General features: G+C 71.0%; 19 protein-coding genes and 1 pseudogene. 6 read left to right on the forward strand and 14 right to left on the reverse strand.

The window, feature by feature from the left end:
• The first annotated feature begins 571 nt into the window (after positions 1–571).
• Both ACGFWJ_RS35605 and ACGFWJ_RS35610 read left to right on the forward strand, forming a co-directional pair.
• Positions 572–1,270, forward strand: a complete 699-nt coding sequence (locus ACGFWJ_RS35605; RefSeq protein ID WP_392956854.1) for a hypothetical protein — start codon at positions 572–574, stop codon at positions 1,268–1,270.
• Positions 1,271–1,360: 90 nt separating this feature from the next.
• Positions 1,361–3,817, forward strand: coding sequence for a Helicase associated domain protein (locus tag ACGFWJ_RS35610; RefSeq protein WP_392956890.1), 2,457 nt, complete (start codon positions 1,361–1,363; stop codon positions 3,815–3,817).
• Between the two features lie 101 nt (positions 3,818–3,918).
• On the opposite strand, the gene ACGFWJ_RS35615 is transcribed toward ACGFWJ_RS35610, so the two are convergent.
• From ACGFWJ_RS35615 to ACGFWJ_RS35640, 6 genes are all read right to left on the reverse strand, one after another.
• Positions 3,919–4,191 (reverse strand): hypothetical protein, encoded by a 273-nt coding sequence (locus tag ACGFWJ_RS35615; RefSeq protein ID WP_392956856.1) that lies wholly within the window; start codon positions 4,189–4,191, stop codon positions 3,919–3,921.
• A 798-nt stretch (positions 4,192–4,989) separates the two neighbouring features.
• Positions 4,990–8,316, reverse strand: a complete 3,327-nt coding sequence (locus ACGFWJ_RS35620) for a hypothetical protein (protein WP_392956857.1) — start codon at positions 8,314–8,316, stop codon at positions 4,990–4,992.
• A 268-nt stretch (positions 8,317–8,584) separates the two neighbouring features.
• Positions 8,585–9,505 (reverse strand): DUF4238 domain-containing protein, encoded by a 921-nt coding sequence (locus ACGFWJ_RS35625; RefSeq protein WP_392956859.1) that lies wholly within the window; start codon positions 9,503–9,505, stop codon positions 8,585–8,587.
• A 497-nt stretch (positions 9,506–10,002) separates the two neighbouring features.
• On the reverse strand, positions 10,003–11,277 hold the full coding sequence (locus ACGFWJ_RS35630; RefSeq protein WP_392956860.1) for a helix-turn-helix domain-containing protein: 1,275 nt from the start codon (positions 11,275–11,277) through the stop codon (positions 10,003–10,005).
• Positions 11,278–11,504: 227 nt separating this feature from the next.
• Positions 11,505–11,963, reverse strand: a complete 459-nt coding sequence (locus ACGFWJ_RS35635; RefSeq protein ID WP_392956861.1) for a hypothetical protein — start codon at positions 11,961–11,963, stop codon at positions 11,505–11,507.
• A gap of 36 nt (positions 11,964–11,999) precedes the next feature.
• Positions 12,000–12,545: a hypothetical protein gene (locus ACGFWJ_RS35640; RefSeq protein ID WP_392956863.1), complete on the reverse strand. Its 546-nt coding sequence runs from the start codon at positions 12,543–12,545 to the stop codon at positions 12,000–12,002.
• A 351-nt stretch (positions 12,546–12,896) separates the two neighbouring features.
• Here ACGFWJ_RS35640 and ACGFWJ_RS35645 point away from each other — a divergent pair, with 351 nt between their 5' ends.
• The 3 genes from ACGFWJ_RS35645 (at position 12,897) to ACGFWJ_RS35655 (ending at position 14,981) form a co-directional block, all read left to right on the forward strand.
• The gene (locus ACGFWJ_RS35645; RefSeq protein ID WP_392956864.1) at positions 12,897–13,511 is read left to right on the forward strand and encodes a hypothetical protein; all 615 of its coding nucleotides are present in this window, start codon (positions 12,897–12,899) and stop codon (positions 13,509–13,511) included.
• A gap of 606 nt (positions 13,512–14,117) precedes the next feature.
• Positions 14,118–14,273, forward strand: coding sequence for a hypothetical protein (locus ACGFWJ_RS35650; RefSeq protein ID WP_392956866.1), 156 nt, complete (start codon positions 14,118–14,120; stop codon positions 14,271–14,273).
• A 69-nt stretch (positions 14,274–14,342) separates the two neighbouring features.
• Positions 14,343–14,981 carry a helix-turn-helix domain-containing protein gene (locus ACGFWJ_RS35655; RefSeq protein WP_392956867.1) on the forward strand — a complete coding sequence of 213 codons (639 nt, stop codon included), beginning with the start codon at positions 14,343–14,345 and terminating at the stop codon, positions 14,979–14,981.
• 153 nt (positions 14,982–15,134) lie between these two features.
• Here the strand turns inward: ACGFWJ_RS35655 and ACGFWJ_RS35660 are convergent, their stop codons facing one another.
• From ACGFWJ_RS35660 to ACGFWJ_RS35675, 4 genes and pseudogenes are all read right to left on the reverse strand, one after another.
• Positions 15,135–15,368: an NUDIX domain-containing protein gene (locus tag ACGFWJ_RS35660; RefSeq protein WP_392956892.1), complete on the reverse strand. Its 234-nt coding sequence runs from the start codon at positions 15,366–15,368 to the stop codon at positions 15,135–15,137.
• 166 nt (positions 15,369–15,534) lie between these two features.
• Entirely contained in the window at positions 15,535–16,668 is a 1,134-nt protein-coding gene (locus tag ACGFWJ_RS35665) for a hypothetical protein (protein ID WP_392956869.1), read from the reverse strand.
• The gene (locus ACGFWJ_RS35670) at positions 16,662–17,453 is read right to left on the reverse strand and encodes an AAA family ATPase (RefSeq protein ID WP_392956871.1); all 792 of its coding nucleotides are present in this window, start codon (positions 17,451–17,453) and stop codon (positions 16,662–16,664) included. Before ACGFWJ_RS35670 ends, ACGFWJ_RS35665 begins: the two co-directional genes overlap by 7 nt.
• A pseudogene (locus ACGFWJ_RS35675) lies at positions 17,450–19,215 on the reverse strand (Mu transposase C-terminal domain-containing protein). The gene ACGFWJ_RS35670 and the pseudogene ACGFWJ_RS35675 overlap by 4 nt, the downstream one beginning before the upstream one ends.
• A 629-nt stretch (positions 19,216–19,844) precedes the next feature.
• Here ACGFWJ_RS35675 and ACGFWJ_RS35680 point away from each other — a divergent pair.
• The gene (locus tag ACGFWJ_RS35680) at positions 19,845–20,630 is read left to right on the forward strand and encodes a PIN domain-containing protein (protein ID WP_392956872.1); all 786 of its coding nucleotides are present in this window, start codon (positions 19,845–19,847) and stop codon (positions 20,628–20,630) included.
• A 35-nt stretch (positions 20,631–20,665) separates the two neighbouring features.
• Here the strand turns inward: ACGFWJ_RS35680 and ACGFWJ_RS35685 are convergent, their stop codons facing one another.
• The 4 genes from ACGFWJ_RS35685 to ACGFWJ_RS35700 all read right to left on the reverse strand — a co-directional run bounded on the left by ACGFWJ_RS35685 (position 20,666) and on the right by ACGFWJ_RS35700 (position 23,173).
• Positions 20,666–21,304, reverse strand: coding sequence for a hypothetical protein (locus tag ACGFWJ_RS35685; protein WP_392956874.1), 639 nt, complete (start codon positions 21,302–21,304; stop codon positions 20,666–20,668).
• A 183-nt stretch (positions 21,305–21,487) separates the two neighbouring features.
• Positions 21,488–21,898 carry a hypothetical protein gene (locus tag ACGFWJ_RS35690; RefSeq protein ID WP_392956875.1) on the reverse strand — a complete coding sequence of 137 codons (411 nt, stop codon included), beginning with the start codon at positions 21,896–21,898 and terminating at the stop codon, positions 21,488–21,490.
• 198 nt (positions 21,899–22,096) lie between these two features.
• A complete protein-coding gene (locus ACGFWJ_RS35695; protein WP_392956876.1) occupies positions 22,097–22,309 on the reverse strand; it encodes a hypothetical protein in 213 nt (70 codons plus the stop codon).
• A 291-nt stretch (positions 22,310–22,600) separates the two neighbouring features.
• Positions 22,601–23,173 carry a hypothetical protein gene (locus tag ACGFWJ_RS35700; RefSeq protein WP_392956877.1) on the reverse strand — a complete coding sequence of 191 codons (573 nt, stop codon included), beginning with the start codon at positions 23,171–23,173 and terminating at the stop codon, positions 22,601–22,603.
• Positions 23,174–23,182: the final 9 nt, after the last annotated feature.

The following is a 23,182-nucleotide window of genomic DNA, read 5'->3' on the forward strand; positions in this document are numbered from 1 at the left end:
CCCGGCTGCGCCGGGTAACCACGCGCCTTCGGCGCGGGTTGCTTGCGCCTTCGGCGCTGCGCGGCGGCGTCGCCGCCGGGACTGCTGGCCTTCGGCCGGACCCGAGGCTTCGCCTCGGGTGGCTCGTCGGCTTCGCCGCCGACTGCCCGGCTTCGCCGGGCTGATCGGGCTTCGCCCGATCGCGGGCGCGGGTTCGGGTGGGTGGTGTTTCGGAGTGGTGGTGGGTCAACTCTGCTGCTTCGCGCAGAGTTTGATGGGAAGGTTGGGTTGGTGGTGGCCTTCGGCCCTTGCTTGAGGTGGGTGGACTCGGGGGTGGCGGGGTGAGTGGGCTTGGTGGGCGCTTCGCGCCGTGGGTTCGGGGGGTGATCCGGACTGTTGCGGGAGTGTCGAATGGTGGGGTCACTCGTTGGGGTGGTGAGGGGGCGGGCTTCGCCCGTTCCACTGCATCAAAGTTGGTTAGCCGCTAGACTTTGGGCTGGAAGAGAGGTTCCGGGAAATTGTTAGGGCTCGTTCCTTGGCTCGATCACCGCCGCTGAGAATGCCGCCCGTCAAACTGTGGAAGGAGCTGGACATGGAATTCCTGGAGGACGAGTCGGCGGGGTCGGCCGGAGTGGAGCCGGTGATGGACGAGGTCGAGCGGCTCTCGGCGGCGCGGCGGCGGGTGCAGCGCCAGGCACAGGGGCGGACGCCGGAGCAGATCGGGGGCGGCCTGGTGGCCGCGCGGGTCTTGGTGCGGGAGGCCGGCCGGGACGAGGGAGCAAGGCCGGACGCGGGGTGGGAGGCGGAGGAGTGGGAGCGCATCGCCACCCTGGTCCGCACCGGTTCCTGGCTGGTGTACGACGTTGCCCGCGACGAGCAGGCACAGGTGTGGCTCGCCGAGTGGGAGCAGCGGTTGCAGGAGGCGCGGCGCGCCCGGCAGCGACGCCCTGCGCGGGGACCGGTGCCGTTGGAGCCGCCGCCGGACCGGGTGCGGGTGCAGGTGGTGGTGCCGGGTGAGGCGGGACGGCGTCTGCGGGCGCTGGCGGCTGAGCGGGGGTGGAGTGCGGAGCGGGTACTGGCGGTCTTGGCCGAGCACGTCCAGGTCGACGCCGACGGCCTGGTCCACGTCCCCTCCGTGGCGGTCACCCCCGCGCCGCCCGCCGGCCTGGAGCCCCGCCGCGAGCCGCCGCGCACGGTCCAGCGGGCGCAGTCGCGGTTCGGGCGCGACGCGGACAAGCGGGCACACGACGCCTACGGCGAGGACTACCTCGGCCCGGCGCTCGACTGGTAATGGCCGAGCCGTCGTGAACGGTTCGAATCAGCAATGGCCGGTTTTCCAATCATGCCGCTTGAATTCCTGGAAAGGGAAATTGCAATCATGATGAAAAAGCTCCGCTGTAATCAGGAGGAGGCTGCTGACGCCTCTGTACGACTTCTGGCCCTTCCGGCGTCGGGGTTGGTGCCGCCGCAGGGGCTGCGGTGCCAGATCCGGGCGGCGACGGGTGCGGGGAAGTCGCTGACGGCCATTCACGTCGCCGGCCGGCTCCGGTCGGAGCGGACGCTGGTGGTGGTGCCGTCGCTGCCGCTGCTGGAGGAGACGGTGAAGGTGTGGCGGCGCGAGGGCCACGGCGGGCGGATGGTCGGGCTGTGCTCGCTGACCGGCTACGCGCAGCCCGTCGGCGTGCGGTGCACCACCGATCCCGCCGAGCTGGTGAAGCTGACGGCCGGGATGAAGCGGGTCACCGTGTTCGCCACCTACGCGAGCCTGCGCCGGGTCGAGGAGGCGCACCGGCTGGGTCTGCCGGCCTTCGACCTGACGGTCGGCGACGAGGCCCACCACGCCTCCGGCGAGGCCGGGAAGCCGTGGTCGATGATCCTCGACAACACCCGCATCCTGTCGGACCGCAGGTTCTTCATGACGGCCACCCCCAGGATCTGGGAGATCACCGAAACCGACCGGGAGCGAGCCGCCGAGGCCGGGGTGGAGCCGGCCGAGCTGATCGCGTCCATGGACAACGAGGAACTGTTCGGCCCCGTCGCCCACGACTACCCCCTCGGACAGGCCATCACCGACGGCGTGATCGCCCCCTACCGGATCGTGTGCGTCGACGTCTCCGACCCTGTGCTGCAGGGCCTTCAGCAGCGCGGAGTGGACGAGCGGTCGATCGAGTACCGCGGGACGCGGCTGGCCGCGCTGCAGACGGCGCTGTTGACGGCGTGTGCGGAGTGGGACCTGGGCAGGACGCTGTCGTTCCATCACCTGGTCGCCGAGGCCCGGGCGATGAGCACCGGCCTGCGCGAGGTGGCGCGGGTGCTGTGGGAGCAGAACGCGGCGCTGCACCCGGACCCGAAGCTGATCGGGACGACGTGGCTGGAGGCCGAGCACACCTCCGCCCAACGGCGGGCCGCGCTCGATGTGTTCGCCTCCCTGATCGGGGAGAGCGGGCTGCGGCTGCTGCGCTACATCCTCACCTCGGTCAAGACCCTCTCGGAAGGCGTCGACACCTTCGACTGCGACTCCGTGTTCTTCGCGGACGTCCGCGGGTCGATGGTCGACCTGGTCCAAGCCGTCGGCCGCGCCCTGCGCATGGCCGCCGGCTCCGGGAAGATCGCCACGATCATCGTGCCCGTGCTGCTCGCCGCCGGCGAGAGCGGCGAGGACCTGCTCACCTCCAAGGCCTACGACGGGCTGGCCAAGGTACTGCTCGCGCTGCGCGCCCACGACGAAGCCGCCGTCGAACGCCTCGCCCTCCCGCAGTCCGAGACCCGCCCCGCCCGGGAGCCCCGGCACTCCGGCGACATGGACGAAGTCCGCTCCGCCGGCGGCGAGGAGCGGATCCTTTCGTTCTCCACGCAGCGGGATCCGGCGGTCATCGCCGCGTTCGTCCGCACCCGGGTCCTGGAACCCGAGCGGGAAGAATTCCGCCGCGGCCTGAGCGAGCTGACCGCCTACCGCAAGGCGTTCGGCGACGCGAAGGTCCCCTACGCCTACCGCGCCCCCTCCGGACACCGCCTCGGCGTGTGGGTCGCCGACCAGCGCCGCTACAAAGCCGCCGCCGTCCTCGACGACAAGCGGATCGCCGAGCTCGACGAACTCGACATGGTGTGGTCCGCGTTCGACACCGCCTTCACCGACAACCTCACCGCCGTCGCCAGCTACGCCGCCGAACACGGCCACGCCTGCCCGCCCAACGACGCGGTGTGGAACGGCCGCCCGGTCGGAACCATCATGAAGAACCTGCGCACCGCCCAGCGGCGCACCGAGGCATTGGAGCGCCGGGCCGAGGCCGGGGATACCGGCCTGGATTGGACCGGGGCGCTGCCCGCCGACCGGAAAGCGGCGCTGGACGCGATCGACGCGGCGTGGTGCCCGGCCTGGTCGGTGGAGTGGCAGCGCTGCTTCGCCCTGGCCTGGCGCCACGTGAAGGAGGGCGGGACGCTGGCCGGGGCCGCGCCGGGCAGCGTCGTCGTCCAGGGCGAGGACCTCGCCGGGTGGGCACGGGCGCAGCAGACCGGCTGGGACAAGCTCGGCCCCGCCCAGCAGTGGGCGTGCGAACACGTCCTCGGACTCGAGCCCCTGACACCGGAGCAGCTCCCGCCCGCGAAGGTGCCGCACGCGGAAAAGGAACAGCGCAACCTGGCCGCCGCCGCCCAATACCGCGAGAGGGAGGGGCACTTGAACGTCGGCCGCAAACACAAGGAAGAACTCGTCCTGGCCGACGGCACCACCGTCGAGATCAGCCTCGGCCTGTTCATCACCAACAGCCGCAGCCGCCGCGACACCATCCCCGCCGCCCGCGCCGAACGCCTCACCCAACTCGGCATCCGGTGGGAATGACCAGCAGTCTGGACGGACCGGGAGCGCGAGGACACCGAAGCCGGCGGCCGGACACCCCGCCGGTGACCGGACACCCCGCCGGTGACCGGCTTCGCCTTGGATCAGCGGCGCTCGGCCCACCACACGATCAGGCCGACGCCCATCCAGCGGGGCAGGGCGGTATCAGTACTCCCGGCCAGGGCGACCATCCGCAAAAGCGCGGTGCGCCCGTTCTCCGGGGCGCGCAGGCCCGCAAGGACATAGGCCTGGATCGGCCGCAGTGGGCGGGCCTGGATGTGGATACGGCCCAGGTAGTGGTCGCTGACGTGGCGGGCGGTCAGGTGGAAGGTGTCGGCGGCGTCCAGGCCCGCCGCCAAGGCCTGGCGGTCGACCACGTCGCCGAGCTCGTCCCCGCGTCCCAGACCCGCCCGCCCGCCCGCCCGCCGAGAAGGCGGAAAACGAAGTGCAGGAACACCTCCGGCGGGAAGCCGGCGGTGATGCCGTCCACGACCGCCAGCTCCACGGGCGCCCGAGGAACGTCAGCGCCGACCGGTCGTCGGCCTCGGTGTGTGGGCGGACCAGCACGATCGCTTCCTCGGTCCGCCCCCAGTCCGCCAGCAGGTCGGCCGTGGCCTCGACCGCCCGCCACCAACCGGTGGCGGTGTACGGGAAGACCTCCAACGCGTCGGCCTGCCGGTTCCGCTCTCCCAGCAGCCGCGCCCACGCCAGCGCGCAGAGCCGTTCTCCCCGCCCGGCCTGTTCTTCCACCACGTCGGTGCGGCCGTGTTCGAGCAGCCGGGCCGCGATCTCCGACGGATGAGGCCGGAGCCCGTCCGGGCCCGGTGGTCGAGATCCTCGGCATCAAGATCAGCAGAGTCCACAACAGCGAACTCTAGCCATGACCCCCGACAAGCAGCCGCAGCCAGGAGTCGTTGGAGCTTCTACGGTGCCCGACCGGATGCTGTCCAAATGACCGACGGGGTCGGCTACTTGCGGCGGGCGGGTGGGGGTGGGCAGCCGCGCGTGTCTTCCAGCAGGGCGCGGCTCGTTAGTGTGCGCGGCCTACAGCACCGTCTCATCCCCGGTTCCGACGACCAGCTCGCGCAGATCGTGGATAGTACCGCCTGGTGATCCCGGCGCCGCACGGGGTCTGGGTGTCACCCGACCGACTCGTGGGTGCGAGGGGCTGGCGGTCACGGGATCGGGCTGTCGAAGGCCGCTTCGACCTGACCTGCGTTGATCAGGGCCTCGCGCAGGAGCTCCCGTTCGGGGTAGGTCGTGTCGCGGCTGGCGTTGAACAGCGTCACTGCCTCCGGCCTGATCGTCTCGGCACTGGAGGGGTCCGCTGCGGCAAGAATCCTGGCCATGACCTGCAGCGCGGCCGGGGAGGTGGGGTGCTGGGCTGCGCGCCGGGCGATGGAGGTAGTGCACTCGAGGTCGCCGTGGCGCTCCACGGTGCGGGCGGTCAGGCGCAACCAGGTGGGGTCGTCGATGGCGGTGGCGAAAACGAAGCGGCCGAGTCCGTACAGTGCGGCGGGCGGGAGGTCGGCTGCGAGTGCCTGTTCCCACAGGGTGGTGGCCCGGGCTGGCCACGGGCTGTCGTCCGGGGCGTGGGTGGTGGCCAGGGCGAGGCGGGAGAGGAGTTCGGAGACCGCCGTGGTGCCGCCTTGGAGCGCGGCGAGCTCTTCCAGGAGCGAGCCGAGGGGGCCGAGGGGCTGAGCGGGGTCCAGCAGAGCGTTGACCACCTTGTCGATGGCCCGGTCCTGCCCGGGCCGGCACAGGATGCTCAGGAGGTGTGCCCGGTCGAGGCGTGCGGCGATCGCCGCCGAGGGGAGGCCGCGGACCAGCCAGCTGTGCGCGGGCGAGGCGGGCTGGTCGAGGGTGTAGAGCGGTTCGGCGTGGGCGGCGGTGAACGCCGGGTCGGCCCGGTCGAGGTGGGCGAGGCAGAACCCGATGATGGCGAGCGCCTGGTCATCGCTACCGGCCTCCAGCAGGGCGGCGAGGCGGGTGGTGAGCGGCTGGGGCAGACCGCCGCCAGCCCTGTTGATCCGGGCGCAGCCCCAGGTGATGAGCGCCAGTAGGGCGCTGCCGCCGGCCGCCGACAGGGCAGTGATGAAGGGTTCCTCGGCGGTGGTGCGTGGCTTGGTCCAGGTGGCGACGAGGTGGTCCAGCCAGTTGACCGCCTCGGTCTCGACGGCGGTAACGTCTGCCGCCTGGTTCCAGCACAGGTGAAGCAGGTTAGTGATCACTCGGCACAGGGTCTCGGCTCCGTCGTGGGTGGCGTCGTCGGCGGGCCGGTGGGCGAAGGCGATGGTGGTGGCGTGGGCCAGCAGGTGCGGATCGGTCAGGGCGCCCTGCTGGAAGGCGCGGTGGACTGCGTTGAAGTAGGCAGTGCGCAGCACGTCGTCTGCGGCCGTTGTGGTCAGCGTGGCGGCGTCGGCCGCCCACAGTGCGGGCTGGGCCGTGACCAGCTCGCCGAGGACTGCGGCCCGGTCCTCGGCCTGCGGCAGCAGTGCGTCGGCGGGCTGCGGGGTGGTCTGGAGTTCACGTAGCGCGGCTGCCGGGCCGCTCAGGGCGGCGAGTTCGGCAAATGGCGCGGCGGCCAGCCCCCTCGGGCCGTGGATGTGGGTGGAGACGGTCACCATGGGTTCGGGGCGTTCGGGGGCGGGGCCTCCGGCAATCTCGTCCAGGGTGTCCAGCAGCGGGCGCCACTGCTTGAGGACAGGGGCGGGGAGGACGGGGGCGAGGGCACGCGCGGTGCGCCAGCCATCCGACAGAGCCTCCCCTACGGTGGTGTGGGCGTGGCGCCACCGGTCGATGTCGGCCGGCTCGGGGGCGGGTCCGAGGCCGAGGGTGAGCGCGTTCTCCAGCTCGTCCCGCCGGTGTGCGGGGCAGGTGGTGTGGAGGTGGGCGAGGAGGTCCGCGGTGTCGGCGTGGGGCCGGGACGCGGCGACGAGCCTGGGTGCGAGGGTGATCGCCTCGGCCCACCATGCCTTTGCCGTCTCGCCTGCGGGGTCCTGGCCGTCGTGGGGGTGGCTCTCCAGAAGGTGGACGGCCAGGATCCGGTCTCGTACCCGGCCTTCCGGCACCTTGGTGAGCAGGAATCTGGTGCGCGTCTGCAGGGTGAGGTCGAGACGGGCGTCCTCGCGGGCCAGGTCCAGCAACGCGCGGATCACGGCGACCGCTCTCTCGTACGGGGGGTCGGTGAGGGACACCTGGCGCAGGTCGGCGGTCAGGTCGACAGCAACGTCGGGGACGTGGGTGAGGTGATCGGCGAGGACTCCCGCGAGAACGGCGCGGATGAGCCCAGCGAGGCGGTCGCCGGCGGCGCGTGGCGTCCCGCCGGGGTGGGCGGTGGCTGTCAGGGCTTCCAGAAGCCGACAGGTGTGCCAGCTCTCGCGCCGGGTGAACGGCGCGGTCTTCAGTACGGCCTCGACCGCGAGCACCCACGGCTGGCCGCGGTCGGCGTCGGGCACCCTCAGCGCCCAGTATGCGATACGCAGTTGGACGTCAGCCTCCGGGTACACCCGGGCGGCTTTCGCCATCCACGGGGCGGCCTGGATGCCGGTGTCGGCCGCCAGTATGACGGCCATGCCCACGGCCTGCGGGCCGCGGCCAGTCAGGGCGGGCAGGTTCTGCTCCAGCCAGCCGAGGATCAGCGCCGGGTCACCGGCCGCGAGGCGCCGCAGGTAGGGCAGGGCCGGCCAGGTGTGGCCGTCGGGCAGCAGGCGGTGGTCGGACAGTTTCTCCAGCCAGCGTCGGCCGGTGGCGGCTCGGAAGAAGTAGCCGCCCGAGCGGGGGTCGGTGAAGCGTTCGACCTCGGCGATCTGGTCCGCCGTCGGCTCGGCGGTCGCGGCGAGGTCCCGCAGGTGCTCGGCCCGTCCCGGCAGGCCCAGGAAGAGCTCTTCAACGGCGGCGAGGGTCTCGCGGAGGAGCCGGTGGGCGCGGTCCTCGGTGCTCTCGTCGCCCTCTCTGTCCTCGGAGCCGTGCAAGATCGCGGAGGCGTCGCTGTAGAGGGTGTTCCAGGAGCGGCGGACCGCTTCCCGTTCGGGGGCGCCCATCTCCTGGCGGGTCTGGTCGAGGACCAGCTGCTCCAGCTTGCGTATCCGGTGGCCGCCGGGGTTGGCCTCCTCCGCCCGCCGGGCCTCGACCGCGGTGGCGAGGACCGCGAGGGCCTCGGCGGTGAGGGTACCGGCCGCGTGCGCGTCCACGATGTCCTTCGCCCGCGCGATCACCTCGTTCCCGGTGGAGACCGGTCCGACGAAGTCCTGATCCCGGCCGGCGAGGCCCAACAGGCTCTCCAACGCGCCGCGGCAGCACATCGGCGCAACCTCGTAGGGCACATGGTGCCGCTGCGGGTCCGCCAGGACGGCCTCGGCTTCGCGGAGCAGCCCCAGCGCCCGTTCGCCCCTCGGCCCCAGCGCGGTGAGCGCCGACGCCAACTCAGGCGAGACCGAGACCACGACTGAGGCGGGGGGCGGTGGGGTCTGCGGATTGGGGACGTCGGCGGTGGAATGCACCGGCCTACCGTAACGGCTCCGCCGGGAACGCGAGTTACGCCGAAACACCGGTCAGCAGCCCCGACTCCCCGCTCAAACTAATCCTGGATAGCAGTTGGAGGCGCTCGGGGTGGCCTGGTAGCCGGTGCTGCTGGTCGGCCCTGTCCGGGGCCGACCAGTGTAGTGCTGACGTACGTGGTGAGCGGAAGGCAGATGCACAGCAGACCGCCCATCGTGGGGCGGAGTTCAGCGCAAGCACCTCCGTGAACCGTTGTCCGAGTACCTCGTGCTACCGGCCGTCGGAGCCGTAGTTCTGGAGAAATGCCGGGGCGACGAGACGCTGGGTCCGAAGTGAGCTCCGCAGGTCGAGTGCGAGGTCGGGGTGCCGGTCTGGCCAGTCGGGAGCGTGAGCGATGAACTCCCGGCTGTTGAACACTGTGAACCGGTTGATGGCTGCGGCGTCCAGCCGGGCGCGGTCGCGGGCATCCCGAGAGATGATGAGAGCGAGGTCGTCACCGAGCGGCACCGTCAGGCGTCGGAAGTTCTCCAGTCCCACTTGCACACCATGATCGAAGAACTTCGGCGGGATGTAGAGCGGCGGCTCGCCAACGATGCCGGAGAAGCAGACCAGGTTGTCGCCGACCACGAGGCCACCGTTTCGCGGGCGATAGCACGTCCAATGCATGTCCGCGCCCGCGAGGAGAAAGGCGACCAAGGCGTTCCAACGGTCCTTGAAGGGCGCGTCATCGTCGTCGCGTAGTCGCCATGGATGGATGACATACGCCAGGATGAGCGTCAGAAGCCCGGTCTGGATCTCGTCGGCGGCCAGGCCGTTGTCCTTAGACCTGACTCGTTCGGAGAGCAGGTGCATCAGGAAGCGGCTGCGTTGGTACTGCAGGGCCAACAACCACGCGAGGGGGCGCCTGATGTCGTGAGGCACGTCTCGCTGGCGGCTGCGCGCAAGTTCCTTGACCGCCACGGCGGCCTCTCCTTCGATGGAGGCCATTGCTGCCTCCATCGACGAATGATCGGGCTCTCTGCCCGGCCAGTACAGGGAGTGCCCGTAGTTGCGGTGCCCGACGTTCACAACAGCGGAGGTGAACTGACGCTCGTTCATGTACTGATTTACGACCAACTTGCCTTCCGGGCCAGCAAATCGCTCCAGCAGGAACTGCGGAACGAAGTGGTGCTTCTTGGGGTGCGGCGGCATGACACGACTGTAGTGGCCGCGCGCAGTCCCACCGAGGGGATTTCTTCGGTCCGCCTGATGCGAGGGCCGTTGCGATGTGAGCAGCCGTGCCAGCCTCGCTGAGTTCGCTCCTGGGCGCCGTACTGCCTCAGCACCAGAACTCGGCGTCGTCCTGGCGAGCAGGCTCGGGCTCGTCGGGTTCCTGAGCGGGTTCGTCGGGCCAGGTGCCGAACGGCCCGGGCAGGCCGGGCTGCTCGGCGCCAAGCTGACGCTGTTGGACGAGCCGGTGATCGTCCAGAACACGGTGCCCGCCGCGGTGACCGCCACTCCGAACGGCCGGGCCGGCCGGCGCGCGGCCGCCTCAATGCCGGACAGGGAGGAGAGGTGGTCTATCAGGAGCTGCTGCAGCGCGGAGGGAGTCACCGGCGGATCGCATCCGTGCGCTGCTGCGGTCGGTTCGGGGAGGGTTCGTGTCTGCGGGAGTTCACCGGCTCGGCCGGTCAGGGAGGCGGCCGCTGTCAGACGGTGCCGGGGTGCAGACGAAACCCTTCCTCGATCTCCCGGTAGCTGGCGAAGATGCTGCTGGAGCCACGGCGAACGTAGAACTCCAGGCGCTCGCCTTCCCGGTAGGCGCACGGCTGGTTTCCGCCGGGGACGTCGACCGCGATGATCCGCTTGTAGTTGTGCTTGATCACCCGGGGGTGGCAAGCCGGCGCGGGCTCCAGATTCTTGCGGATCATGTCTACGATCTGGCGTTGCTGCTCGTCGGCGCTCTGGTCCTCGGCCAGGCCAACGATCTCCAGGTTGTCGTCCTCGATGCCGAACAAGATGGTGCCGCCCCCGGGCTGCGACGCGAACGCCGCCACGGTCTTCAACATCTTCTTCCGAGTACGGGGGTCTCCCTTGGGGATCTCCCGCTTGCACTCCAACCGGGGGCCCTCGCCGTCGGCCAGAAGCAGCTCCAGTTCCAGTTCGGGCTGCTCCCAGACGACCGAGGTGTCGCGGGCGCTGCCGTACGGTGCGGCGGGGAAGTGCCGCATATCGAGCCACTTGCCGCCGCGGTGCGCGATCAGCAGGCTCTCGGCCCGCAGCCCCTCGGGCAGGTCGAAGTCGTAGGAGTCGGCGCCCTCGACCTGGAGCCGCCAGGAACCGGCGGGCTCGCTCAGTTCCAGGACCACGTCGTCCAGGTCGTCGCCTTCAAGGTCGACAGTAAGCCGGTCCGGGGCGACGGTGACCTTCCGGAACCAGGCGCCCCGCCGGGGCTGGATGACACGCCACAGCTGGTCGACGGTTATCCGGCTGTCGTGGGGTCGCCGGCAGAGGAAGGAACTGACCGCCTGATCGAAGGTCAGGAAGGACGGGTGCGAGGTGTCGCCGACCAGCACCCCGTAGTTGCGGTAGTCGGTGGAGTCCCTGCGGATCGTCCACTCGGTCCGGGGCCAGGGCGTCGTCCTCCCCGTCCATGCCTGGTTCCCATGGAGGTCGTCAGCGGCCGCATGGGTCCACTGCTGGTCGGCGAACACACGGAAGCGATCAATGTTCGCGGGCTTGCCACGCAGCAGGTCCGCCACTACCCAGCCCCTCAGCCTCCGGGCGACGAACGCCACCGCCGGGTACAACCAGGTCTCCTCCCCGCCGGTGTCGAGATCGGGAGCGTCGAGGAGGACTTCTCCGTGGTAGAGCCGCCACTGCCCCTCTGCATCGGTCACCAGCACCAGCCGCGCGCGGACGTCCTCGCACCCCCGCACCAACTCCGCCAGGCCGTCCACATCCACCTGCTCCGAGGCCGTCATCACCGGCTCCTCCCTACCCGGCCGAAGACCGTCCCGGCGGGTGGTCCCATGATGGCCGAACAGAGCCACTGCCAACGATCTTCTTCTTGACGGGAAAGCCGACAAGGCGACCTGACGGGGCCCGCCCTCCTACGCCGAGTCGCCCTCCCAGTCCCACCGGAGCGGGTCGCTGGGGCGCGGCTCGTAGTGGGAGCGGCCTCCGGCGCCGTAGTGGCCGAGGTTGGTACTCAGCGCGGCCCCGCACTCCAGCGTGTCGACGTCCCAGCTGGTGACGTCAGCCAGGAGGCCGTCCAACGGCCACCCAGCAGCTCCCGGTACTCGTGCCCCGGCTCGGGGCCGGGGTCCTCGTCAGGTTCGGCGCCGTAAACCCGGCCGCGAAACAGCTGCTCGTCGTACTCGTCCGTCAGGTCAGCGTGGCACCGCCGACCGACACGGCGCTGGTGTTCAGCGCCGCCGGTAGGTGGGTGGTGTCCGTCATCGCCGCCAGCAGCACCGGCGCGGCGCAGGCAGACGGAGTCGACCACGTCCAGGTCGACCTGCCCGGGCTCCGTCGGGTCGCCGAGGGTCCGCCGCAGCGGACCTCCGTCGGCGGCCTGCACGGGCAACGCGTCCGCGGTGCGCTCCGGCAACACCACGGATCGGGCGAGCGCCCGGCGGAGGGCGTCCAACGGCACCTGGTCTGCCATCGACTGCTCATCGCGATACCTCTGGCGTGCAGCGGCTTATTCGTCGTCGTAGTAGTAGTCGGGCCTGTTGTCGGGTTCGAATTTGTCGAAGACGAAGATCTTGGGATCGGTCTCCGACCTGCGATAGGTGAGGGTCCCCCGGCGGTCGGCCCAATCCGGGTCCTGGTAGATGCCTGGCCTGCAGCCCCAACGCATCGTCTGTTCGCGGTCCGTGGCGGTGGTGTTGAAGCCGTCCTTCGGGCCGCCGACCAGCACGACGGGTCGCTGCTTGGTCCGCTTCTCCCAGTCCTGACGGACGGCTTGTCTGGAGACCCCGCGGGCTCGAGCGATGTCGGCATACGAGGCCCCTCTCCCCAGTGCCCTGGCCTGGGCGCGGGCGATGTTGTCCTCGATTGCCTTGATCATTTCCCGGTAGACCTTCAGTAACTCCAAGTTGGCTTCCCGAACGGCATCCCGGGGACCAGCCGCATCGGGCTTCACCACGCCAGTCCCCGCCCTGGGAAGGTTCTCCTCCGCCACCTCCCACCCGAGATCGAAGAGGCCCATGGACAGCCGAGCGTAATCGCGGAGCTCTATCGTCATATGTAAACCGTAGTTGTCACCGCGCGCGAGGTACAGCACACCCCGACCCTCTGCACTCACTGCTCCTGAGCTGGGAAAATGTCACGACTGTTGCGCGCCGGAGCGATCCTCGCGTAGCGTCAGACCCGCGTTAGGCGTGCCCGGAAAGAATTGCGACCCCCGAAGTGATCACTTCGGGGGTTTTTGCGTTTCCGACACCGCCGCCCCGACACGGGGCACACTCACGACGCCAGCCTGCAGCGATCAGCCGCCGCTGCTGACGGTGCCGCAGCCCATCACCCAGGCCCTGACTCCTCCGGAGCAGGGCCTTCTTCATGCCCGCTTCCAGGCGGGCCAGCGAAAGGGATCCGTATGACGACCCGTCCTGACTTCGGCGACGACACCGAGGCCGCCCGCCTCTACGACTTCCTGCGCGGCCAGCAGCCTGCTCCAGTACCGGGCGAGCGGCCGACCCCAGCCTGCATGCCGCAGCATCGGCCGGCGAGCACACCCGAGGAGATCGCCCGTCGCGAAGGGCTCGACCTCGGCCTCGACCTCGCGGCGCTCCGGCGCCCGGCCCGGAAGCCGGTCGGCCGGCGCCCCGGATCTCCGACCGATCGGCGCCCGCGACCCGGCGGACGGTCCCGGCGGGCGCAGCCGTCGGTCGAGGACCTAGTCCTGCGTGCGGTTCGGGTCTGCTGCCCGTCCCTGGTACCGGGTCGGGCGGTGGAGGTCGCCCGGCAGTGGGTGCGCTCGGGCTGCCCGCTGTTGGAGCTGGAGGAGTGGATGGCGGCGCTCGGGGTCCACGGCGCTTCGGTGGCGAGCGACTGCCTCGAGCGAGGGCTGTCGGTGCGGGTCTTGGACGTCGTGGTCGACGGGATGCACGTGCGCCGCCGCCTTCGCGGAGGCGAGAGCGTCGACAGCGTCCTGGCGCTCGCCGCCATTCACAGCATCACGCTGGCCGACCGCCCCAACCCGCAGGGGTGACTGGCCCGGCAGCACCACCCCCGACCGCCTTCTTCGGCCCCGACCACCACCTGGTGGCCGGGGCCGACTGCTGTCAGCGTGGGTGCCCACGACAACGAAGAGGCGAATGCCGCCTGCACTCGAACCGGTTGGCTTGGGCCGGTGAGATGGCAGGCCTGAGAGGTCCGGCGACCCGTGTCCTGTCCGCGGCCGCTTCCCGGTCCCGGAGGAGGCGGAGAGCAGCCCCGCCGGGAGAGGCCATCACCTTGCCGCCCATGAAGCACCCGACGGGAAGGCCGTCACGCTTCCCGGCCAAGTGGACAAGCTGTCCACAGCCCCAGGTCTTTCACAGGCTGCGCGGCAGGACGGGACGGTAGCTGCTCGGGCCCGCACAGTACGGATACCCAGCCCAATTGACTGGTCGCCAGGTGCAGTCTCAGGACGAGTCTCAAGACGAGAGGGCCTTGTTCGACCCACTCACTATGGTTCTCAGTGACGGCATCGGCCGCCGCCCGAAAGGGCGACGGCCCCCTGCGCCAACAGGGAGCCGCCATCGGATCGCACCGACAACCACCCACCTGTTCAGGAGGAATCATCAGCACCGACCACGAGCCTACGGGCATCACGATGCCAACGGCACCCCCGGCCTGCGCGGCCAAGGGCCGAGCGCGCCTGGCCCGTCAGCTCCGCCGCACCCTCATTCTCAGCTACGCCAAGGGCATGGCCACCGCCGCCGGCGGGGCCACCATCACCCTCGCCCTCCTGTGGGCGCAGCGCCGCTGACAACCACGCGGGGAGGCTCAGGTGCCACTGGTGGCGCCCTCGCCTCCCCGCTCTGACCGAGGAGGGGACGTGGCGGCTCAACATGATAGGAACGGTGTACCAGCAAGCGCAGGAGGTGTTCAGTTCGCGGAGCTGGTCCGTGACTTGATCGGCACCACCGGGATGAGCGTGACGGAGTTCGCCGGGCACGCGTACGTGCCGCGCTCCTCCCTGTACAAGGTGCTGGCCGGCCAGCGGATCCCCAGCCGTGATTTCATCGAGCGTCTGTACATGGCTCTGGAGGAGCACAGTGCACTGCCTGGGCAGGAGCTGGCCCCCCTCATCCAACAGCTGATCGACCTGCACCATGATCTCCGCAGGGCGCTGCCCAAGCCTAGGAGGCCTGCTCCCGCCGTGCACGTCGAGGTTCTGCCGCAGCAGACCGAGCTCGCACTAGCCTTTACCGCCTTCCTGGCGGAACTGGCCCGGCGGGAGGTCGATCTCTACTCAGTCGACTGGGTCGAGAGGCGCTGGCTCCAGCGCTACGCCCAGGGTGACAACATCCCGTCCTGGGACACGCTCTTCGACCTCTTCCAGGCCCTGGAGAAGCTCGGCGTCGAGAATGCCTGGGACCTTGTCCGTCCGCTGCGCAACCTAGCTACTGCCGCCCGCCGCGCACGCGCCGAGAAACGGCGCTGGGCACGTGTCCTCGCCGGGGGCGACCCCTGACGCACCGCCCGGTACAGCGGTTGACCTGAACGACACCAGCCGTGGGACCGCCGGGCCTCGCCGGGAAGAGGTACCGCCTCCTATCGTGCCTACGAGGGGCCGGTACCCGGGCGGCGGCTCCGCTGGGTCAGCACCAGTCGTAGGCCTGGTCCGTCACCGGCTCGGCCACCGCGATGCCCTGACGTACCCATCAGCGGAACCCGCAGGATGTGCAGCAGGTGGAGACAGTGGAAGAAGCAGGGTCGACCGGGTGGTGAGCTGGTCCTGGATGGGGCGCAGCCGCAACTGTTCCGGGAGGGCGTGGCCGTCCAGGCCTAGCTCCTCGCGCAGCTCGCGGGTGAGCGCTTCAGTGGTGGTCTCGCAGGGTTGGACCAGGCCGCCAGGGATCGACCGGCTTCTGGCGGCGAACCGGGGTAAGTTCCCGGCCTTGGAGGATCAGCGCGCACACCCTCACCCCTAACCCAGGAACGCCAGGCGTGGTGGTTGCCGGTGGAACAGGCCAGGGAGCCACCGAGCCGGATGGGGCTCGCCCTGCACGCGAGTTCGGAATCAGCTACCTGCGCCAGGCGGGTGGGGGCGGGCAGCCTCGCATGTACTCGGGGACGGCCCAGGGGTAGCGGTAGTGGGCGTTGCTGAAGGGCCAGATCGTGCGCTGGTCCTGCAATTTGGGGGCGGGGCGGCCCGGGCGGGCGCGGGGCTTGGGTGGCTGGGGAGGGCGGAGTTTGCAGGTGTCGGCGAGGTCGTACAGGTGGGGCAGGTCGTTGCCGGTGAAGGGGGCGTCGAACAGGGGGATGTCGCCGGCTTCGGCGATGGCGTGCTGGTAGGCGGCGGCGAGGAGCAGGGGGCGGGCCCAGGGCGGTACGGGGTGGGTGAGGCAGCCGAAGCGCAGACCGTCCGGGTCGTGGAGGGCGATGGTGGCGGCGCCGTCGGTGGGGCGGGCGGTGGCCAGTTGGGCGTCGGACGCGGCGGTGAAGACCGCGGTGGCCAGCTGGGCCGCGAGATGGGGGTGGGCGGCCCGGGTGTGGAGACGGCGGGCGACTTCGGTGGCGGTTGCGGGGGGCATCTGGGGCGGGTGGAAGCCGCGGTCGTGGGCGAGTGGTGGGGTGCAGCGGCAGCGGCGTCGGGTGACGTCGCCGGAGCGGTAGGTGGTCAGGGCGGGCAAGTTGAGCCAGCGGTCGTGCGTCGGGACGGGGCGGGGCGGGCGGCTGTGCGGGAGGTCGGTGTCGTCGGTGCCGGGCAGACGGGCGGCCGCGTCGGCGAGGCGGTGGTCCACCTGGCGCAGGGCCTGTTCGAGGGTGGGGGTGGGGCGTCGGCGGTGGCAGACCAGGACAAGGTGGACGCCGGTGCGCTCGCGCAGGGTGAGCAGGTCGTGGATGCGGCGGCGGCCGAGCAGGTGGGCGCGCAGCACGGTGAGGTGGGTGATGGGGGTGGCGAGGGTCCAGGCGGCGGCCATCGCCCAGGGCGGGTCGGGGTCGAGGCTGGGGTAGCCGGTGACGGGGACGGGTTTGCCGAGGGCGGCGAGGATGTCGTAGGCGAGGCAGATAGTGGAGTCGGTGCCGACGGTGGGGTGGACGGTGGCCCGGCCGGTGGTGGGGTTGTGGGCGGCCTGGGCGGCTCGGGTGTGGGGCAGGTCGTCGTGGGGGTCGAGGACGACGGTGACCGGCGGCGGGTCGGGGCAGGTCAGCACGGTGCGCCTGCCTGTCGTCGGCCGAGTTTGCTGTAGGCCCAGCGCACCAGGTCCTCGTCCACCTTGGCGCGCCCGGCTTCCTTCATGCCGGCCGTGAGGTGGTGGGTGATCTTCGCCCAGGCCCGGAAGTTGCCGTGGGCGGCCTCGCGGTCGCACAAGGCGATCAGCTCTGGATCGGCATCCGCCCAGATCGGGTGGAAGGCCGGGATGTTCGCCTGGACCTCCTCCAGCGTCAGGGGGTCGATCTCCTGCCAGCAGTAGACCCTGGATTCGAGCATCGGCTCGCTCTGCAGCATCTCGAAGCAGCCGTTGCCGCCGGTGAAGACGATCGTCAGGTCGGTACCGGTGTCGTCCCACAGGTAGCGCAGGTACTCGAAGCACAGCTTCGACAGCCACTGGGCCTCGTCGCACACCAGTACCCGGGTCTCCTCGAGCGCGCCGCGCAGCATGCGGTCGAACTCGATCGCGTGGGAGGGCGGGCGTCCGGGGAGTCCCAGGGCGTAGAACAGTTCGTGGCGCAGGTCCCGGGTCGAGGGGCGGGCGCGGAACTGGATGCGGTGGGTGATCTGCGGGGCCAGGTCGCGCAGCGAGGCGTTGACCGCGAACGACTTGCCGTGCCCGGCTCTGCCGTAGATGCAGATCATCGCCCTGGCTTCGATCGCGGCGCGGATGTTCTCCCGTGCCGCCAACAGGGCTTTGGTGGCGACGACTTGGGCGCCGCGCAGGCGCATGTAGTGGTCTTCGCGTTCGGCGGGCAGCCGGCCCAGTCGGTCCGCGGTCGTCACTGGCGTCCTCCTTCTCGTTCTGCTTCTTCGTCGGCCTCGTCCGCGGCGCCGCCGCTGTCCGGGGTGTGCGGCGTCCCGGGCGGCGCGCCAGCGTCGGTGCTGGTGCTGGGTGCCGCCGGACGGGAGCGGTGGACCGGGCGGGCCCATGAGGCGGGCGCCTCGCGCGGGGGGATGAGGTCCGGAAGCGCCCGCTTCGCCAGAGAGCCCCCGGCCCCGGCGGCCGAGGCGAGCTGCTCCTCGGCCTCGGCTGCGGTCAGCGCCGCCAGCGGCTCGGGCCGGCCCGGCCCGGTGACCGCGCCGTAGCGGCCCAGCCGGCGGCGCTGGCGGTCCGCGGAGGCCAGCGCCCGCACCATCGTGCGCCGCTAGGCGTCCTTGGCCCGGCGCAGCGCGGCCCGCTGGGCCGCGGCGGCGGCGTTCGCGAGGTGCGCCGACCCGAGGTGGGCGCCGGTGGCGGCGTCGAACACCTCGATCTCGTGGTCGTGGTGGGGAACGAACCGCACCCTTACCGGGGTGCCGTCCATGCCGTGCATCCACGGGCCCACGTAGTAACGCCCCCGCCAGTACACGCCCTTCGTGGACAGGACCTTGTCGCCTCCCGCGTCCTCGAGGGTGAAGGAGCGCAGCAGGGCGGGCGGGACGTCCTCGATCGGGGTGGGGTCGTCCTGCCACGCCTGGAGCGGTGTGCGGCCGCCGAGCGGCTGCGGGCGGTGCTCGGTGTTCCACCACCGCACCCAGTCCAGGAGCCGTGCGGTGAACTCGGCGAACGACAGCAGGCCGTCCAGGTCGCCGCGCCGTGTCCGCGGGCCGGTCGTGGCGGCGGGGCGTGGAGGTAGCCGGGCTGCGCGACCAGGAACATGTCGACGACGCAGTGGTTGAGGTTCTCCACCGTGCCCTTCAACTCCGGCCTGCGGGCGGGGAGATCCTGCACCGGGACCGCGAGCGCGCCCAGCGCCCGGGTCACCGTGGCGCACAGGAACTCCTTTCCGCGGTCCACCCGCACCAGCTCCGGCAGCCCGCCGATCGGCCCGTACGGGCCGCCGCTCTCGTCCCTCGACAAGGCGATCCGCAACGCCGCCAGCACCGCATCCCGAGACGGCTGGTGCGGGGTGACGGCCGCACCCGTGATCGCGTTCCTCGCGCAGTCGATGAACCACGTCACCCACGGGCGCACCGCCCGCCCGTCCAGCTCGACCTCGACGGGCAGGTGCTTGTGGTCGCCCTCCCAGCAGGCGTTGCGCCACTTCACCGGACGGGCCAGATGCACATCGTGCGCGCGCCTGGCTCCCTCCCCGCCCTTCAGTGCGGCACGCTGACCCGCGTTCAGATCCCGGCGCACAGCCCGCTGGAACGTCGCCAACGACGGCACACCCACTCCCCCACCATCCCCGGCCCCCGCGGCCGGCTCCCCGCCGGCTCCCCCGACCGCGGAGCCGTCCGCCGACGCACGGGCCTGCACAACAAGCTCCCGATGGACCGCCGCCGCGTTCCCGCACCACAACGCCAACCGCGCGTGGACCTCGTCCGTGACCGTGAACCGCGGCCGGGCCTTGCGCGCCGTCCGGCCCTCCTGGCGGGCCTCCTGCAGCCACCGCTGCACCGTCCGCACCGACCGGCCCGCCGAGGACGCCGCAAGACGCACATGACCAGGCGTCAGAACACCGCGCTCCTCCAGGGCCAGGAGCCGGAACACCACCTGCTCCCGCACCACCCCCGCCGGACCACCAGACCCCGCCGCATCACTCCCGCCACCACCGTCCGCCATCCACGCCCTCCCGGCCCGACCGACAGCCCCGGCAACGACCGAGCCCGTCCCCTTGCCCCTCCAGGAAGACAGCGACCGCACCACGATGACGCCCGAAACCGCATTCCGATGACCCCCAGCCGGACTATCTGGCACAAGACGGACATGCCGTCAGCCAGAAGAAGCCGCACGAACCCGACCAGGCAGAACGTCATCCCAATGACGCCAGAAGCTGCACCAAACTGACGCACCACCAGCCACCCACCACCACTGACCAGGGAAAACACCCCCACACCCAACGACAGAAAACCGCCGCGACTGGCGACAAATACATGCAGCTTCACACTGGACGTCCAGGGCGGTGCGGTGGCCCGTGCGAGTCAGCACGTCCAGGAGGCGTTCGTCGCCGGGCTCGGGAGCGAGGTCGTTCAGCCGGCCGCCGTCGACCAGGCGCTGGATCTGGCGGCGACGGCGCCCGTACGCACCGGGCACCGGGCTGGAGTTGGTGTCGTCTGTCATCGGGCCGGCGTTCGGTCGGCGGCCTGCGGACAGAGATCGAGTAAACGGGGTGATGGTGTCGGGGCCGTCGGACATCATCAGGGGATGAGGAGGACTTCGTCGCCGTCCTCGAAGCGTCGACCATCCACTACGTGAACCCCAACCGATCAGGCAGCGGCGTCTTCTTCGTCGGTGCCGCGGACTGGGGCTGGGGGCCGAGCACCCCCGATGTCGAGCGCCAGCGGATGAGCCTGCTCGGCCGACTGCGCGACTGGGAACCTCGCTTCCGGCTCCTGTTCCCCCACCCGACCCCCGAGACCGCCAAGAAGCTCGACAGGAGCCTCAAGCTCCTGCAGAACTGGCTGGTCCGCTCGGGGAAGACCACCGACCACTCCGTGCCGCAGTACATCCCCCAGGCCGTCGACAAGCTGCGCGCCGCTGTGGCGCAGCTGCGCAATCTGACCGAACTGCTGCCGGAGGACGAGTGGCCGGTGCGGTTGGTAGTGGACACCAACGCGCTGATCGACAACCCGGACCTGGCCGCGTACACCGCCGAGGCGGGCACGCGGTACATCGCGCACCTGCTGCCGGTGGTGCTGAGGGAGGTCGACGACCACAAGCGGGGCGGCCGGACGCCGGAGCTGCGGGAGGCGGCGAAGAAGGCCGACCGGCGGCTCAAGGGCCTGCGCAGCAACGGCGGCGACGTGACCCGCGGAGTCCGGGTCGCCGGCGGCGTACATGTGGTCTTCGAGCACATCGAGCCGAAGTCGGACGCCCTGCCGGTCTGGCTGGACCTGGACGTCCCGGACGACCGGTTCGTCGCCTCCACTCTGCTGCTGCAGTCCCGTCATCCCGGCTCGGCCTGGTACGTGGTCACCAGCGACCTCAACCTGCAGACCAAGCTGGCCGCCGTCTCACTGCCCTTCATCGAGCCCTGAGCAGCGGACTTCCCGCCCTTCGCTCAGGGGTACGTTCAGTGCTGGCCGAGCTCGTCGATCAGCTTCGCGAGGTTGCGGAGAGCTCGGCTGGAAGCGCCCCGGGCAGCCAGAGCGCCCAGGACGGCCTCGGGGTCGAGCCCTTCCGAGCGGACCAGGTCCTGGAGGATGTGCAGGGCCTGCTGCTTGCCGAACGGGTCGCCGAAGCCGTTGTTCTTGTAGAGGTCCAGCCGGTCGATGGCCTTGGCGAATCCGGGACTGGCCTCTTCCGGCCGCTCGTCGGGCCTGGTCAAGTCGATGGCCCCGAGCGCGCTCGCCCAGCCCCGGAGCGCGAAGCCCTGGGTGCTCTCCACGACGGCCAACGACGATCCGCGAGCGAGGTGCGTAGCGAAGTCGAGGGTCTTCTCGTCGGGCACGTACGCCAGCACGGGCCTGACGCCGCGTCCGACACGATCGCGGGAGGCGCGTGGAGTCGTAACGGTGTGCTCGGCTGCGAAGGAGCGCAACGACGGAACCTGCTGCTCCACGCCAAAGGCGTTGACCACGAGCACGCCCGAAGCCCTCTGCTCGGCACACTCCCGCCGTATCCAGGACACAGCCAGGTCGGCTGCCAACTCCCAGTCCCTCTCCGGATCGTCGTCCGGTACCCAGGCCGCCCGCAGGGCGCTGATCGCCACGATCGACTCCTCTCTCTTCCGGAAACAGACCGCGGACAGCGCGGCCTGGCCGGCCACACTACGGTCCACCTCGGACAAGTTGCTGCCCGCCTCCACGGGGCGGCGACGGCGGCCGTCCCGGCCCCGGTCGGCGAAGCGGCGTACAGCGAGCGGCGAGAGGAGCTCGGCCGGGGACTTCGGCGCCTACTGACCGGCCGACGGGCGAAGGACCGCACGGGCGGTGGCCACCGTGTGCACGGTGTCGGCCTCCACTCCGTCCGGCAGTGCGTACCCGCGAAGCGGGGGCACAGCGTGGACGCCGACCTTCTCGCCGCCGGACGAGAAGAAGGAGGTGAGGGCGGGAAGGTGGAGTACCTCGACCTCGCCCACCACGGTGAGGCCAGCCAACTGGGCATCCAGCTCCACCTTCTCCCGCACGAAGCGGGCGAAGTGGGCAACCAACTCCTCCGCCAGGACTGGAGGGCGCAGCAGGCCGTGGGTGAGGGTGGCGCTACCGAATCGGGCCGCCTCCTCGGCGTACTGCTGGAGCTGTGCCTCGTACTTGGCCTCTTCGGCGGCGTCGGCAGGGTCGAAGGCTGTGTCTTCGGTCGTCATGGGCGCAGCCTAGTGGCCGCGCCCGAAGCGGCCGATACTCGTTCGAGAGGACTACCAGGCATGCGGATTCCCTGTTCGATGAAGGGGAACGACGGTTTGGTGGCGACAGCGGGCATCCGCCGTCCAGGGCGGGATCCGCGGTGGGTCCGGTCCGGCTGTGTGGCCGGGCCAGACCGGCCACACCTCGTCGGTCACCCGTCAGCCCCGGCTCGGAGAGGATTTCCTGCGCCAGGTCGAGGGGGCCCGGCTGCGGAACGTCTCACCGGACAGCACCGCCTGCCGGTTCTCCTCGAACGCCACGGCCGGGCCGCCGTTGCTGCGGGTTTCGGGCGGGAACACGCAGTCGGTGTGCGCCCACCCCGCGAAGATCTTCGTCACCCGGGTCTTCGCCGGGTACGCCTCCTTGCACATCGGGCAGCGCCCGGGGAACCGCGACGGCGTACCCGGCCCGCGTTCGGACGCGGTAGCCGGCACCGGCCGGGCCGGGCGCGGCCGCGGGGCCTTGCCCGGCACCGGGGGCAGGGGGGTGTCCGGCGCCACCGACCGGCGCCCGGCCGCCGTGGCCCGCTCCAGGCACGCGGCATGGCACGGCTTCTGCGACTTGCTCAGCGCCCGCCGGGCGGTCCCGATTGGGCGGCGGCAGATCGCGCACAGCCCGCCGGCGGGCCGTGCTGCCGAGCTCCCTCCGGCCGGACCGCCCGCTCACGGCTTGACCACCCGCAGCTGCGGGCCCGGCAGGACCGGCACCGTGATCTGGGCCCGGTGCTCCGTGAGCGGGTAGTACGCCTTCGTCGACGCGTGCTCGGGGTGCTCGGCGAAGTGCTGGTTCTCCAGCGCGTCGCGCGCCTGGTTCACCGCTTCCATCGCGGCCAGGAGCCGCTGCGCCGGTCGCGACAAGGGGCCGTGCTGCGGGTAGGCCCCCAGCAGCTCGACGCGCTCGTGCTGCAGCTGGTCCCGAATCCCGGCGAGCACCTGGGCCAGGCGCAGATGCTCGTGGTGGGTGAGGCCGGGCTTGTTCGGCATCAGGGCTCCTTCGCCGTCAGGGCGGGTCAGCAGCGGCCAGGGTGGGGGGCGGGCTCGAGCTGGTCCGCGAAGTCGGCCAGGGCGGAGCCGAGCAGACCGACGGTGCAGGGGGTCGAGGTCAGCGTGACCGGCGTCGACCCAGCCGCCCCAGCTGCGGGAGAAGGAGCGCAGCATGGCGGTCACGTCGGCGACGGCCAGGTGCTGGGCGCCGTCCAGCTCGTACAGTTGAAGCTGTACTCCGGCTGCGGCCATGGGTGGGTG

Origin of the sequence: Kitasatospora sp. NPDC048407 (assembly GCF_043200475.1) — a bacterium.
Taxonomy (GTDB): domain Bacteria; phylum Actinomycetota; class Actinomycetes; order Streptomycetales; family Streptomycetaceae; genus Kitasatospora.

Coding starts and splice junctions, on each gene's coding strand:
- ACGFWJ_RS35700 (WP_392956877.1), bottom strand. CDS start 23,173: ATGGCCGCAGCCGGAGTACAGCTTCAACTGTACGAGCTGGACGGCGCC.
- ACGFWJ_RS35645 (WP_392956864.1), top strand. CDS start 12,897: ATGACGACCCGTCCTGACTTCGGCGACGACACCGAGGCCGCCCGCCTC.
- ACGFWJ_RS35650 (WP_392956866.1), top strand. CDS start 14,118: ATGCCAACGGCACCCCCGGCCTGCGCGGCCAAGGGCCGAGCGCGCCTG.
- ACGFWJ_RS35695 (WP_392956876.1), bottom strand. CDS start 22,309: ATGTGCAAGGAGGCGTACCCGGCGAAGACCCGGGTGACGAAGATCTTC.
- ACGFWJ_RS35690 (WP_392956875.1), bottom strand. CDS start 21,898: ATGACGACCGAAGACACAGCCTTCGACCCTGCCGACGCCGCCGAAGAG.
- ACGFWJ_RS35630 (WP_392956860.1), bottom strand. CDS start 11,277: ATGACGGCCTCGGAGCAGGTGGATGTGGACGGCCTGGCGGAGTTGGTG.
- ACGFWJ_RS35635 (WP_392956861.1), bottom strand. CDS start 11,963: ATGGCAGACCAGGTGCCGTTGGACGCCCTCCGCCGGGCGCTCGCCCGA.
- ACGFWJ_RS35640 (WP_392956863.1), bottom strand. CDS start 12,545: ATGACGATAGAGCTCCGCGATTACGCTCGGCTGTCCATGGGCCTCTTC.
- ACGFWJ_RS35625 (WP_392956859.1), bottom strand. CDS start 9,505: ATGCCGCCGCACCCCAAGAAGCACCACTTCGTTCCGCAGTTCCTGCTG.
- ACGFWJ_RS35610 (WP_392956890.1), top strand. CDS start 1,361: ATGAAAAAGCTCCGCTGTAATCAGGAGGAGGCTGCTGACGCCTCTGTA.
- ACGFWJ_RS35605 (WP_392956854.1), top strand. CDS start 572: ATGGAATTCCTGGAGGACGAGTCGGCGGGGTCGGCCGGAGTGGAGCCG.